Below are 12,516 nucleotides of genomic sequence, written 5' to 3' on the forward strand. Positions count from 1 at the left end.
AAAGTGGTGAGCCGTGCAGGATTCGAACCTGCGACCCACTGATTAAAAGTCAGTTGCTCTACCAACTGAGCTAACGGCCCACTCTTTTATTGGATCTTCTCGATCCGTGGCGCTCTTTACGGCAATTTCCCAACCGGGTTCAAGCCCTTAATTTGCGCCTCGTTTCGCTGAAACAACCTGTGTTTCCGGCGACCCGATAGGCGGCCTACTTAGGCAGGTGGCGCAGGGGGGTCAACCCCTTTTTTCACGATTCGACGCGACAGGGTGGATTCATGTTCCGACCGACGCTATATCGCCGCCATGCAACAGAAACTCGATACCGGATTGCCCTTTGTTAAGATGCATGGGCTGGGAAATGACTTCGTCGTCGTTGACGCGCGCATGCAGGATGTTTCGATTACCCCGGCTCTGGCCCGAGGAATCGGGCATCGGCATTTTGGTGTGGGATTCGATCAGCTGGCCGTAATCGAAAACGGTGCGGCGGACGCGCATCTGGTGTTTTACAATTCGGATGGATCAACTTCGGCGGCGTGTGGCAACGCCACAAGATGCATCGCACGAATGTTGATGGATGAGACGGGCAAAACCCAGCTGACGTTGACAACCGAACGTGGAACACTTTTTGCGCAGGACGCAGGTGATGGGCTGACCTCGGTCAATATGGGTCTTCCTCAGTTGGAATGGCACGAAATTCCGCTGGCTGAAGAGATGGACACGCTGGAACTGCCCATCGAGGGCGCCCCGACAGCGACGGGTTTGGGCAATCCGCACTGCACGTTCTTTGTTGAAAACGCCGAGGCGATTCCGTTGGCCGAGTTCGGCGCGCGCTATGAACACCATCCTTTGTATCCCGAGCGCACCAATGTGCAGGTGGCTCAGGTTGTGGGTCCGGATCACATCCGCATGCGGGTGTGGGAACGGGGCGTGGGCATCACCCTGGCATCAGGGTCGTCATCCTGTGCAACCGCGGTGGCTGCGGCGCGGCGTGGGCTGACGGGGCGAAAGGTGCAGATTGATCTGGATGGGGGAACCCTGTGGGTTGACTGGCGCGAGGATGGTGTCTGGATGACCGGGTCAACCTGTCACGTCTTCTCGGGCACGTTGTCGCCCGAGTTCTTAGGGACGCTGGGATGAACCCGCCTAAATTCACCACATTGGGTTGCCGCCTGAACGCCTATGAAACCGAGGCGATGAAAGAGCTGTCGCAACAAGCCGGACTGACGGATGCCGTGGTGATAAACACCTGCGCCGTCACAGCTGAGGCTGTGCGCAAAGCGCGACAGGAGATTCGGAAACTGCGTCGTGAAAATCCGAACGCCCGGCTGATTGTTACCGGGTGCGCCGCCCAGACAGAACCCGACACCTTCGCGCAGATGGCCGAGGTCGATGCGGTGATCGGCAACACGGAAAAGATGCGACCAGAAACCTGGAAAGACATGGCCGCCGACTTTATCGGCGAGACCGAGGCCGTTCAGGTCGATGACATCATGTCTGTCACCGAAACGGCCGGGCACCTGATTGACGGGTTTGGCACACGCTCACGCGCTTATGTGCAGGTTCAGAACGGCTGCGATCACCGCTGTACCTTTTGCATCATTCCCTATGGCCGGGGCAATTCCCGCAGCGTGCCTGCCGGCGTTGTGGTGGATCAGATCAAGCGGCTGGTGGATCGGGGCTATCATGAGGTGGTGCTGACTGGCGTCGATCTGACCTCATGGGGGGCCGATCTGCCTGCACAACCCAAACTGGGCGATCTGGTGATGCGCATCCTGAAGCTGGTGCCGGATTTGGCTCGCCTGAGGATCAGTTCGATCGACTCGATCGAAGTGGACGAGAATCTGATGCAGGCCATCGCAACCGAACAACGCCTGATGCCGCATCTGCACCTGTCGCTGCAGCATGGCGACGATCTGATCCTGAAGCGCATGAAACGCCGCCACCTGCGCGACGATGCCATTCGATTTACCGAAGAGGCCCGGAAACTGCGCCCCGACATGACCTTTGGTGCCGACATCATCGCAGGTTTCCCGACCGAGACCGAAGCGCATTTCGAGAACTCGCTGAAACTGGTTACCGATTGCGATCTGACCTGGCTGCATGTTTTCCCATATTCGAAACGCGAAGGCACTCCAGCGGCTCGCATCCCGCAACAGGTGAACGGAAATGTAATCAAGGATCGCGCCGCCCGTCTGCGTGCGGCTGGGGACGTTCAGGTCAGGAAACACCTGTCAGAACAGATCGGTAAAACCCACCGGATCCTGATGGAGAACCCGCATATGGGGCGGACGGAACAATTCACCGAGGTTTCGTTCAATTCACCCCAACCCGAAGGCCAGATCGTAACCGCCCGAGCCATTGGGGCGAATGATCACAGTTTGGTTGTCTGAAGGTCCGCAGCCTCGCCATCTGCGACAAGCAATTCTTCCATGAATACGCTTATCAGCTGCGCACGCCCGTCAACCGCGGCTTTGGCATAGATCGAGGCGGTCTGCGCGCGCACGGTCCCAACGGCCCGCCCCCGGATGCGCGCGATACTCTCGTTATCCAGCCCTTTCAGAACCAATAGACCCACATCACGCTCGGCGGTGGTAAGTCCCCAACGGTCGAAGAACGTGTTGATAACCACGCTCATTTCACCCTGCGCGGCCTGTAGGCCAAGCTTGGTCTGTTCCACCCTTGCCAGCAGGCGTCGAAGTTCAATCATGAAAAAAACAACTCCGGCAAGCAGAACAAATGCGACAAAAGCCTCAAGACTTACATGAGAAGGCCCCTCGCCTTCCTTCAAATCCAGGGCGACGTCGCCAAGGTAAAACACCACGCAAAGTACCTGAACAATGATCATTATCGACATAAGTACAGCCCGGTGAGCGTCTGCATCGCCGGGCCGCCGATGGCTGCTGATCCATTTGATCATTTTATTGACCAGTCCTCAGGTATGTTCTTACGCCCTGTTATCATAGCCTTTGCCAAAGCGACACCTGTTCGCCTCTGATCAATGACAACCCCGGCAACATGCAGCAGAACAGACAGCATCAGCCAGTTGAAGGCCAGTTCGTGCAGGTCTTCGACCCATTCGATGCCAAAGAACCGAACCGTCCCCATCATGAACCCTGTCACACACAAAGCCAGCAGTGTCGCCCAGAGGTTATAAACCATAAGGGCTCCCAGAGGGTTGTGTGAAAGGTGCACGCTTTGGTCACCCCGCCCCATGTCGCGCAAGTGGTTGAGTGCCGAATGGGGGCTGAAAGGGAAGGCTGCAAACCTAGCGAAAGCCGGACCCGTTAACCCCCAAAACAACCGCAACAGAACCAAAGCCAGCACGACATAGCCCACATATTCGTGGAACGCGCCCTCGGGATTGGATATCGCCGCGTTGATCAGAACGCACAAGGCTACGACCCAGTGAACCAGCCGGACCAAAGGATCCCAGACCTGAACGTCGTGGGCGCCTGTGCGCCCACGATGCATCAATTCTGTTTCGGACATTCTGGTTACTGATCCTCAATCTTGACGACTTTGCCGCTTGCGGGGTCGACGTAAACCTCGGCCAGTTGACCATCCTTGACGACATAGGCTTCGATCTTGCCGTCTTCCGTCTCGATTTTGCGGACATCGAATCCCATGCCTGTCAGAGTTTGCCGAATTTCGGCTTCGGATTTTCCAAGCTCGGCATCGGGTGCGAGATCCAGTGCCAATACCGGCGTTGCAAATAGAATTGAGGCAAAAAGAATAGGAAGTTTCATTGTCGTGACTCCGTGTTTCAGACAAACGGCAGTTGATCAGCCGTTGTGGCTGATGTGCGCCTGTGAAGCTGTCCAATCCATTGACCCGGCGCTTATTTCGGTCAAATAAGCGCGCGCTGATGGAGGCTTGGAAAAAGAAAACCCCCGCAACCTGACGGCGCGGGGGCTGAATTAGTAAAATCCGGTAGGACGGATCGGATCAATCTTCCTTGCGGAGTTTGCCCTTGTGCGGTGCCCAGAGGCGCTTGTTGACCAGGTACAGCAGCACCGACAGAACGGTCAGGAAGATGACACCGACAAAGCCTGCGTTCTTGCGGTCTGTCAGCTTTGGCTCGGCCGCCCACATCAGGAATGCGGCAACGTCCTCGGCCATATGCTCAACCGTGTTCGAGTGCCCGTCCGCGAACTCGACCTGCTCGTCAGCCAGCGGAGGCGCCATCGAAATCCAGCCGCCGGGGAAGGCGGTGTTTTCGTAGAGCACTGCACCCGCTTCTTCTTTTTCGTGGCCAGTGTAGCCGTGTAGCAGCGAGGCGATGTATTCCGGGCCACCCATGCCTTTGACCAGCTGGTTGATGCCCAGACCATAAGGCCCGTGGAAGCCAGCACGTGCCTTTGCCATCAAGCTAAGGTCCGGAGCGCCGACGCCGGTATTGGCCGGGAAGTGATCGGTGGGAATCGCCGGGCGGAAATCGTCCAGCTCGGGGTCGAAGACTTCGAAGTTGCCAGCAGCGTATGCGATGACTTCTTCTTCCGAGTAACCCAGCGCTTCCAGATCGCGCAGCGGCACATATTGCAGACCGTGGCAAGCCGCGCAGACCTCGGTATAGATCTGCAGGCCGCGTTGCAGCTGATGCTGATCCCAGGTGCCGAACGGGCCTTCGAACGAGAAGGCGAAATCTTCGATATGCTGCTCACCACCACCTGCTGCAATGGAAGCAGCAGGGGTCAGGGCCAGAGCAAACGCGGCGCCGATTGCAAGTTTCTTGAACATGTTTCCGGTCCCTCTTCTTACTCGGCCGGCGTGGCGTCGGCGTCAGCCTTGCCATAATGCGCGTTGAAGTCTTCTTCGATGGTCTCGGGCTGGGCCAGAGGTTTCTCGATCACACCAAGGATCGGCAGGATCACGAAGAAATAGGCGAACCAGTAGGCCGATGCGATCAGCGAGAAGGTCGCATAGGGTTCTTCCGCAGGCATCGCACCCAGCCACATCAGGGCGAAGAAGTCGATGATCAGCAGGTAGAACCACCATTTCAACATCGGACGGTACTTGCCCGAACGCACGCTCGACGTGTCCAGCCAGGGCGCCAGCGCCATGGCCAGGATCGCACCAAACATCGCCAGAACACCGAAGAACTTGGCGTCAACGATACCACCGGTGATGAAGCTGGCGAACTGAACAACCCAGACTTCACCGGTAAAGGCACGCAGGATCGCGTAGAACGGCAGGAAGTACCATTCAGGCACGATATGTGCGGGTGTCGCCAGCGGGTTGGCTTCGATATAGTTGTCCGGGTGGCCCAGATAGTTCGGCATGAAACCGACAACGGCCCAGAACACGACCAGGATCACGGCCAGCGCGAACAGGTCCTTGATCACGAAATACGGCCAGAACGGCAGCGTGTCTTTCTTCGCCTCGTCCTTCGAGCCGCGACGCACTTCAACACCTGTGGGGTTGTTGTTGCCCGTGGTGTGGAAGGCCCAGATGTGTACCACGACCAAAGCTGCGATGATGAACGGCAGCAGGTAATGCAGCGAGAAGAAGCGGTTCAGCGTGGCGTTGTCCACCGCGGGTCCGCCCAGCAGCCAGGTCTGGATCGCGTCACCCACAAACGGAATGGCACCAAACAGACCGGTGATCACAGTCGCACCCCAGAAGGACATCTGACCCCATGGCAGAACATAGCCCATGAAGGCCGTGCCCATCATCATCAGGTAGATCAGCATGCCGACGATCCACGTGATCTCGCGCGGGGCTTTGTATGAGCCATAGAACAAGCCGCGGAAGATGTGGATGTAGACCGCAACAAAGAACAGCGATGCGCCATTCATGTGCAGGTAGCGGATGAAGTAACCGCCATTTACGTTGCGCATGATGTGTTCGATGCTGGCAAATGCCATGTCGACATGCGGCGTATAGTGCATCACCAGAATGATACCGGTGACAATTTGCAGCGCCAGGCAGAACGCCAGAACGATGCCCCAGATCCACCACCAGTTCAGGTTCTTGGGGGTCGGGATCATGAGGGTGTCATACAGCAGGCCAACAATCGGCAGGCGGCTGTTCAGCCATTTCTCGCCGTTTGTCTTCGGCTCGTAATGATCGTGGGGAATTCCGGACATAAGTTTGGGTCTCCCTTAGCCGAGTTTGATTGTGCCGTTGTCCACCCACTCTGCGGGCGGAATGGGCAGGTTCTCAGGCGCGGGGCCTTTGCGGATACGACCGGCAAGGTCGTAGTGTGAACCGTGGCAGGGGCAGAACCAGCCACCGAAGTCGCCTGCATCACCCAGAGGCACACAGCCGAGGTGGGTGCAAACACCCATCTGGACGACCCATGCACCCGGCGCTTCGCCTTCCGGCGACGGCATCACACGGTTTGCGTCGGTCGCAGGAGCATCGGCGCTCAGGTTAAAGTTGCGAGCCAGCGGATCGGGCAGCGCATCAACACCTTCGGCGTCCTGTTTCTGAGCTTCCTGAATCTCGGCACCGGTGCGGTGACGGACAAAGACGGGTTTTCCCAACCATTTGACGGTCAGCTGCGTACCCGGCTCAACACCGCTCACATCCACACGGATCGAGGACAGCGCCTGAACGTCTGCCGATGGGTTCATTTGGTTGATCAGGGGCCATACGGCTGCACCCGTTGCAACGACACCTGCGCCGCCAGCGACGTAGTACAGGAAATCTCTGCGGGTGCCTTCGTGGTCTTCTGCGTGGGACACGAGGTTATCTCCGATTGTCTGGCGCCCGCGGACGGGCAAATAGCTCGCGCACCGCACGAATGCGGTGTCTTAACCGCGCTTACTATCGGGGAGAATAGTGTTCGTCCAGCGTTCATAAACGCGCAATACGCCGCATGTGTCGTTTCCAGCAGCTGCGGAGAGTGTTTTTTGGTGAATCTCGCGTGCGACTTTGTCGGCAACTTCGATTCATGCGTCATTGATTCGCTTTCGCACCCCGCCTTCCGCCACCCGGGTTGGGTATTTGAAGCCTGTCCTGGGTGCCGATGATTTGCGCCCAAAAGGTACATAATCAAGACTTCGAAACGGAGATTGTTTTCAGCAAAAACATACTCGCTAAATAGATGATTTAAATTACAAATTGCACGCGCCTCACCTGTTGCACTTTCCGCGCGAATAAAGGACAGCGCAAAAGGCGTGCGAACTCCTGCAAGGAGACCCCAATGTCAAAGATCATTCTGGCCGCTGCCTTGTGCACAATGGCCCTGCCCTCTCAGACCCTTGCCGCGGGCGACCCCGCGAAAGGTGAGGCGATATATAACCGTTGTTCTTCGTGTCATGCGATCATCAAGGATGGTGAAGTTCTGGTCAAAGGTGGAATCACCGGCCCGAATCTGTATGGCGTCGTCGGTCGCGTGGCCGGGTCCGAAAACGATTATCGCTATGGCAGCGAGCGCCTGCCGATCGGCATGTTCACGGATGACATGATCCGTGCCGGCGAAGCGGGTCTGGTCTGGACCGAGGAAAACATCGTTGCTTATGCGCAGGATCCGATCGGCTTCATCAAGGAATTTCTGGATGACGAAACTGCCCGTCCGAACATGAGCGTCAAACTCAAGACCGGTGCAGACGATATTGCCGCTTATCTGGCGACCTTCAGCCCCCAGTAAACCCGGCGCCTGATGCTGGTTAAGCCTTGTGCATCAAGGCGGCCAGCCGGGCGATTTCACTGCCAAAGCCAGAGGACACCTGATCAGCGGCAGCATTTCGCGCACCTTCGGGTTTGTTTTGACCAAGCTTCCACGTGCCCTGAATATCTTCAACCTGCATGCGGCACGGAACGATCATGCGCATCATCTTGTTCAGCGCGTCCGAGGACATTTTTGCCGTGACCCATGGGGCCTTGGGCAGCAGCCGCTTTTCGTAGAACGCAGATTGGCGGTCAAGTACGTCACGTAACTCGTCCTGCGGGCGTAGCTCAAGCTTCCCGATCAGGTGCACGGCGACATAATTCCATGTCGGCACCTGATCTTCGACACCGTACCAATCGGGCGAAATATATGCATCCGGTCCCTGCACCGCGATCTTTGCGCGCTGCGGTTCGTGCAGCGCACGCACGACAGGGTTCGAGCGCACAAGATGCAGGTCAGCCATTGATCCGTCTTCGGACAACAAAAACGGGACATGACTTAATAACGGGCCCTCTTCCGCAGAGAGTGCCAGAACGCCAAACGCCCGGTCGCGGGCGAATTCAATATGACGCGCACGATCCTCGGCGCGAAAAACGGGGTTAGGGTGCATGAGTGTCCTCCTGTCAAATCTCTTGCAGCGTCGGACAGTTCTTGGCAAGGTCCGCCTCGTTCTCAGGGCGGGGTGGAATTCCCCACCGGCGGTATGCGGGCCACGGCCCGTAAGCCCGCGAGCGGCCCCGGCTTTCGGGGTGTCAGCAGATCTGGTGAGATACCAGAGCCGACGGTCAAAGTCCGGATGAAAGAGAACGCGCAAGCCGCGCCGGTAATACGGCGCGCCTGCTCGTGATCGCCTTGGGTGACGTGTCATGCCGGGCTGGCAGCGAAAAGTGGGAACCGGTTCTCGCGACTGCCAGCAGGCCACCAAACTGAAAGGAGATTATGATGACACACACCCGCTATGCTTTTGTCAAAGCCAACTGGCATTCCGATATTGTTGACCGCGCGCTCGACGGCTTCCTCGAACTCGTCCCCTCGGAACAAGTCGATGTCTACGACGTTCCCGGCGCGTTCGAGATGCCCCTGCTGGCCCGTGATCTGGCCCGGACCGGGCGCTATGCCGCCGTCGCCTGCGCTGCCTTTGTCGTTGATGGCGGCATCTACAGGCACGATTTCGTTGCGCAGGCCGTGGTCGATGGCCTGATGCACGCCGGGCTTGATACAGGGGTTCCTGTCCTTTCGGTCTCGCTGACCCCGCACCAATATCAGGAAACTGATCATCACAATGCGATCTACCGCGACCATTTCGTACAAAAAGGGCGCGAAGCGGCTCAGGCCGCGCTGATGATCTCGGAAACCCGTGCGAAAGTCGCGCAGGCCGCCTGATCTTCATCTTTTCGAAAATACTCAAAAATGCGCCGCCCGACGGGCGGCGTTCAAACCGTCAACGGCCAAATCCGCTTGAGGCCGGGGGCCTTGCCCGCTAATCACGATCCGCAAAGGAGCACGCCCCATGTCGATGAACAGCTTTGGCCATCTTTTCCGCGTCACCACCTGGGGTGAAAGCCATGGGCCTGCCTTGGGCGCCACTGTCGACGGTTGCCCGCCGGGCGTTGCGATTGACGAGGCGATGATCCAGCACTGGCTGGACAAGCGCAAACCGGGGCAAAACAAGTTCACAACGCAGCGGCGCGAACCGGATCAGGTCAAGATCCTTTCTGGCGTGTTCGAAGGCCAAACTACAGGCACGCCCGTGCAACTGATGATCGAAAACACCGATCAGCGCTCGAAAGACTACGGCGACATCATGGACAAGTTCCGTCCGGGCCATGCCGATATCACCTACTGGCAGAAATACGGCATCCGCGATTATCGCGGGGGTGGGCGCAGTTCAGCCCGGGAAACCGCGTCGCGCGTGGCCGCGGGTGGACTGGCGCGCGAGGCCATCCGGCAGATTGCGCCGAATGTGCAGATCACCGGCTACATGACCCAGATCGGTCCGCACAAGATCGACCGCGCCAAATTCGACTGGGCGCAGATTGAACAGAACCCGTTCTGGGCGCCTGATGAACAGGCGGCCGGGGATTGGGCGACCTATCTGGATGACCTGCGCAAATCCGGCAACTCGGTCGGGGCCGTGGTCGAGGTTGTGGCACGCGGTGTCCCCGCAGGGCTTGGGGCGCCGATATACGCCAAGTTAGACACTGATCTTGCGGCTGCGATGATGTCGATCAACGCTGTCAAAGGTGTCGAGATCGGCGAAGGCATGGCTGCCGCCGAACTGACTGGCGAAGCCAACGCCGACGAAATCTTCATGGGTCAGAATGGTCCGCAATACAGCTCAAACCACGCAGGTGGGATTCTGGGCGGCATCTCGACCGGGCAGGACATTGTCGTGCGCTTTGCGGTAAAACCGACCTCTTCGATCCTGACCACCCGCAAAACCATTACAAAATCCGGTGAAGAGACCGAGATCATCACCAAGGGCCGTCATGACCCCTGTGTTGGCATCCGCGCTGTCCCTGTCGGTGAGGCGATGATGGCTTGTGTCATCCTGGACCACCTACTGCTGCACCGTGGTCAGATCGGAGAAAACCGTGGACGGATCGGCTGATCTGCGCGCGCGTTTGCGTGCCATTGTCGCGCAACGCATGGAAACTGATCCGGCCCATGACCTGGCCCATCTGGATCGTGTTTGGACCAATGCTCAGGCCATTGCAGACGCTCAGGTGGACATCCCCGTCCTGTTGGCAGCCTGTTATCTTCATGATCTGGTCAACCTACCCAAGAATGACCCGAACCGACTGTTTGCCTCACGCCAGTCTGCTGCTGAATCAGGGCCTATTCTGGCAAAACTGGGCTTTTCCGACGATCAGGTTCAGGCCGCGCAACATGCGATAGCGGCCCATAGCTTCTCGGCCAACATCCCACCCGAAACGCTCGAGGCGCGGATTCTGAGGGATGCGGATCGCCTTGACGCCTTGGGGGCCATCGGGATTGCGCGCACATTTTCTGTATCAGGTGCTTTGGGGCGTGTTCTCTATGATCCGGCCGATCCATTCGCAGAAGCGCGCCCGCTGGACGATCTGCGGTATTCGATTGATCACTGGAAGGTTAAGCTGCTGACCCTGCCGGACGACATGCTGACGGATGCAGGCAAGCAGATTGCGCAGGCAAGGGCGGGCCGAATGTTTCAGTTCCTTGAGGATTTTGCAGCGGAAATTGGCGCATCGATACCGAAGTCGTGGACCATCACCTGATCCACCCCGTTGATCTTTTTTCTGCAAAGGCGCAGGGTCGCGCCGATGACAAAACCCTTAACATCGCATCGACCTTTGCTGGCTGTGGCGCTGAAGCTTGGCGCGCTGTTCCTTTTCACGTCGATGTCGGCCCTGGTCAAAGCCTTATCTGACGAATTCCCGCCGGGCCAATTGGTGTTCTTCCGGTCCCTGTTTGCTATTCCGGTCATCATTCTGTGGCTGACCGCGCGCCGAGAGCTGGCGCAAGGCTTTGTCGTCAAGAAACCCATGGGGCATTTCTGGCGCGGGGTTCTGGGGACCAGCGCCATGGGGCTGACATTCACCGGCCTTAGCCTGCTGCCGCTGCCCGAAGTCACCGCAATCGGTTACGCCACGCCGATCTTCACCCTGATTTTGGCCGCCGTGATGCTGGGTGAGCGCATCCGCATGATTCGCATCGGTGCCGTGGCACTTGGGTTGCTGGGCGTGATGATCATGATCTGGCCCCGGCTTGGCAGCACTCAGATGGAAACGGCTGCAACCATCGGAGCGCTATGCGTACTGGGCGCGACCTTTGCCCGGGCCTTTGTGCAGATCCACATCCGCCAACTGGTCAAGGTCGATCACCCTGCCGCAATCGTGTTCTATTTCTCGCTGACAGCGACGCTGCTTTCGGCGCTGACGGCGATCTGGGGATGGACAATGCCAACTCTGTCTCAGGCTCTAATACTGATCACCATGGGGTTAATTGGCGGAGTTGCACAGATTTTGGTCACGTCCTCGTATCGGTTTGGACAGGCATCGATGCTGGCACCTTATGACTATGCAACAATGCTTTTTGCGATTGTGATCGGTTATTTCGCGTTTGATGAATTGCCCACCGTTGCGATCCTGATCGGGGCCGCATTGGTGATCGCAGGCAATGTTGTTGTGATCTGGCGCGAACACCAGCTGGGGCTGGAGCGTGGCAAGGCGCGGTCTGTCACGGACCCCAAAGCGTGACTTTACCTTTTGCATTCTTTCCCTAGGTTGGGCCGGACAATCAAAGAGGTTCCCCAATGAGCGACGCGCACGACCACAAGGAAAAGATGCAAAAGGTGCAGGCCCAGCACCGCAAGAAGGTGTCCGAGGCTGTTGATCCCGAACGCGGCCTTGTTCTGATCAATACCGGCAAGGGCAAAGGCAAGTCATCAGCGGCCTTTGGCGTGGTCATCCGCGCGCTTGGTTGGGGTCAGAAGGTCGCCGTGGTGCAGTTCATCAAGGGCAAGTGGAAAACCGGCGAGCGTCGTTTCTTCGAAGAACGTGATCTGGTCACCTGGCACACGATGGGTGAGGGGTTTACCTGGGACACGCAGGACCGCGAGCGCGACATTGCAGCCGCCAATGCCGCCTTCGACAAGGCTTGCGCCCTTATGGCAAGTGGCGAATACGATCTGGTGGTTCTGGACGAGATCAACATCGCGCTTCGCTATGAATATCTCTCGGTCGAGCAGGTGATAGAAGGGCTGAACGCGCGTTCGGACAAGACGAGTGTGTTCCTGACAGGCCGTGACGCACCGCAGGCGCTGCGTGATTATGCAGATCTGGTCACCGAAATGACCGAAGAAAAGCATCCGTTCCAAGCGGGAATCAAGGCCCAGCGCGGGGTGGATTTCTGAACCTTGCAAC

The 12,516-nt window shown here is 57.9% G+C and carries 15 protein-coding genes, 1 tRNA gene and 1 riboswitch; of the genes, 8 read left to right on the forward strand and 8 right to left on the reverse strand.

Translation table 11 applies throughout. The features are described from left to right. Positions 1-4 precede the first annotated feature (4 nt). Positions 5-80: transfer RNA gene (locus ACR0ES_RS13665), tRNA-Lys, on the reverse strand. Between the two features lie 220 nt (positions 81-300). Between ACR0ES_RS13665 and dapF the strand changes: the two genes are divergently transcribed. Next, entirely contained in the window at positions 301-1,134 is an 834-nt protein-coding gene (gene dapF, locus ACR0ES_RS13670; protein WP_480772956.1) for a diaminopimelate epimerase, read from the forward strand. Beyond that, the gene (gene mtaB / locus ACR0ES_RS13675; protein ID WP_480772957.1) at positions 1,131-2,387 is read left to right on the forward strand and encodes a tRNA (N(6)-L-threonylcarbamoyladenosine(37)-C(2))-methylthiotransferase MtaB; all 1,257 of its coding nucleotides are present in this window, start codon (positions 1,131-1,133) and stop codon (positions 2,385-2,387) included. Before dapF ends, mtaB begins: the two co-directional genes overlap by 4 nt. Here mtaB and ACR0ES_RS13680 read toward each other — a convergent pair. The 6 genes from ACR0ES_RS13680 to petA all read right to left on the reverse strand — a co-directional run bounded on the left by ACR0ES_RS13680 (position 2,369) and on the right by petA (position 6,683). Then, on the reverse strand, positions 2,369-2,851 hold the full coding sequence (locus tag ACR0ES_RS13680) for a helix-turn-helix transcriptional regulator (RefSeq protein WP_480871022.1): 483 nt from the start codon (positions 2,849-2,851) through the stop codon (positions 2,369-2,371). The two genes, mtaB and ACR0ES_RS13680, sit on opposite strands and share 19 nt — an antisense overlap. Before the next feature lie 59 nt (positions 2,852-2,910). After that, the gene (locus tag ACR0ES_RS13685; RefSeq protein ID WP_480772959.1) at positions 2,911-3,486 is read right to left on the reverse strand and encodes a cytochrome b/b6 domain-containing protein; all 576 of its coding nucleotides are present in this window, start codon (positions 3,484-3,486) and stop codon (positions 2,911-2,913) included. Positions 3,487-3,491: 5 nt separating this feature from the next. Next, the gene (locus ACR0ES_RS13690) at positions 3,492-3,743 is read right to left on the reverse strand and encodes a PepSY domain-containing protein (protein WP_480772960.1); all 252 of its coding nucleotides are present in this window, start codon (positions 3,741-3,743) and stop codon (positions 3,492-3,494) included. A 199-nt stretch (positions 3,744-3,942) separates the two neighbouring features. Further along, positions 3,943-4,734, reverse strand: a complete 792-nt coding sequence (locus ACR0ES_RS13695; protein WP_480482771.1) for a cytochrome c1 — start codon at positions 4,732-4,734, stop codon at positions 3,943-3,945. Positions 4,735-4,751: 17 nt separating this feature from the next. Beyond that, positions 4,752-6,083 carry a cytochrome b gene (gene petB, locus ACR0ES_RS13700; RefSeq protein WP_267363184.1) on the reverse strand — a complete coding sequence of 444 codons (1,332 nt, stop codon included), beginning with the start codon at positions 6,081-6,083 and terminating at the stop codon, positions 4,752-4,754. A gap of 15 nt (positions 6,084-6,098) precedes the next feature. Next, positions 6,099-6,683: a ubiquinol-cytochrome c reductase iron-sulfur subunit gene (gene petA, locus ACR0ES_RS13705; protein WP_267363183.1), complete on the reverse strand. Its 585-nt coding sequence runs from the start codon at positions 6,681-6,683 to the stop codon at positions 6,099-6,101. Positions 6,684-7,144: 461 nt separating this feature from the next. Between petA and ACR0ES_RS13710 the strand changes: the two genes are divergently transcribed. After that, entirely contained in the window at positions 7,145-7,591 is a 447-nt protein-coding gene (locus tag ACR0ES_RS13710; RefSeq protein ID WP_480482769.1) for a c-type cytochrome, read from the forward strand. Positions 7,592-7,610: 19 nt separating this feature from the next. Here the strand turns inward: ACR0ES_RS13710 and ACR0ES_RS13715 are convergent, their stop codons facing one another. Next, positions 7,611-8,222 (reverse strand): FMN-binding negative transcriptional regulator, encoded by a 612-nt coding sequence (locus ACR0ES_RS13715; RefSeq protein WP_480871024.1) that lies wholly within the window; start codon positions 8,220-8,222, stop codon positions 7,611-7,613. Between the two features lie 54 nt (positions 8,223-8,276). Further along, positions 8,277-8,424: riboswitch (FMN riboswitch) on the forward strand. Positions 8,425-8,554: 130 nt separating this feature from the next. Here ACR0ES_RS13715 and ACR0ES_RS13720 point away from each other — a divergent pair. The 5 genes from ACR0ES_RS13720 (at position 8,555) to cobO (ending at position 12,506) form a co-directional block, all read left to right on the forward strand. Continuing rightward, the gene (locus ACR0ES_RS13720) at positions 8,555-8,995 is read left to right on the forward strand and encodes a 6,7-dimethyl-8-ribityllumazine synthase (RefSeq protein WP_480871026.1); all 441 of its coding nucleotides are present in this window, start codon (positions 8,555-8,557) and stop codon (positions 8,993-8,995) included. 127 nt (positions 8,996-9,122) lie between these two features. Beyond that, positions 9,123-10,223 (forward strand): chorismate synthase, encoded by a 1,101-nt coding sequence (aroC, locus tag ACR0ES_RS13725; protein ID WP_480482762.1) that lies wholly within the window; start codon positions 9,123-9,125, stop codon positions 10,221-10,223. Continuing rightward, positions 10,207-10,869: an HD domain-containing protein gene (locus ACR0ES_RS13730; RefSeq protein WP_480487829.1), complete on the forward strand. Its 663-nt coding sequence runs from the start codon at positions 10,207-10,209 to the stop codon at positions 10,867-10,869. Before aroC ends, ACR0ES_RS13730 begins: the two co-directional genes overlap by 17 nt. A 45-nt stretch (positions 10,870-10,914) precedes the next feature. Next, on the forward strand, positions 10,915-11,850 hold the full coding sequence (locus tag ACR0ES_RS13735) for a DMT family transporter (protein WP_480871028.1): 936 nt from the start codon (positions 10,915-10,917) through the stop codon (positions 11,848-11,850). A gap of 56 nt (positions 11,851-11,906) precedes the next feature. Next, complete coding sequence (cobO, locus tag ACR0ES_RS13740; RefSeq protein WP_480560138.1) at positions 11,907-12,506, forward strand: cob(I)yrinic acid a,c-diamide adenosyltransferase; 600 nt, start codon at positions 11,907-11,909, stop codon at positions 12,504-12,506. Positions 12,507-12,516: the final 10 nt, after the last annotated feature.

Source organism: Ruegeria sp. N7, assembly GCF_056531345.1.

Coding starts and splice junctions, on each gene's coding strand:
- dapF (WP_480772956.1), top strand. CDS start 301: ATGCAACAGAAACTCGATACCGGATTGCCCTTTGTTAAGATGCATGGG.
- mtaB (WP_480772957.1), top strand. CDS start 1,131: ATGAACCCGCCTAAATTCACCACATTGGGTTGCCGCCTGAACGCCTAT.
- ACR0ES_RS13680 (WP_480871022.1), bottom strand. CDS start 2,851: ATGTCGATAATGATCATTGTTCAGGTACTTTGCGTGGTGTTTTACCTT.
- ACR0ES_RS13685 (WP_480772959.1), bottom strand. CDS start 3,486: ATGTCCGAAACAGAATTGATGCATCGTGGGCGCACAGGCGCCCACGAC.
- ACR0ES_RS13690 (WP_480772960.1), bottom strand. CDS start 3,743: ATGAAACTTCCTATTCTTTTTGCCTCAATTCTATTTGCAACGCCGGTA.
- ACR0ES_RS13695 (WP_480482771.1), bottom strand. CDS start 4,734: ATGTTCAAGAAACTTGCAATCGGCGCCGCGTTTGCTCTGGCCCTGACC.
- petB (WP_267363184.1), bottom strand. CDS start 6,083: ATGTCCGGAATTCCCCACGATCATTACGAGCCGAAGACAAACGGCGAG.
- ACR0ES_RS13710 (WP_480482769.1), top strand. CDS start 7,145: ATGTCAAAGATCATTCTGGCCGCTGCCTTGTGCACAATGGCCCTGCCC.
- ACR0ES_RS13715 (WP_480871024.1), bottom strand. CDS start 8,222: ATGCACCCTAACCCCGTTTTTCGCGCCGAGGATCGTGCGCGTCATATT.
- ACR0ES_RS13720 (WP_480871026.1), top strand. CDS start 8,555: ATGACACACACCCGCTATGCTTTTGTCAAAGCCAACTGGCATTCCGAT.
- aroC (WP_480482762.1), top strand. CDS start 9,123: ATGTCGATGAACAGCTTTGGCCATCTTTTCCGCGTCACCACCTGGGGT.
- ACR0ES_RS13735 (WP_480871028.1), top strand. CDS start 10,915: ATGACAAAACCCTTAACATCGCATCGACCTTTGCTGGCTGTGGCGCTG.
- cobO (WP_480560138.1), top strand. CDS start 11,907: ATGAGCGACGCGCACGACCACAAGGAAAAGATGCAAAAGGTGCAGGCC.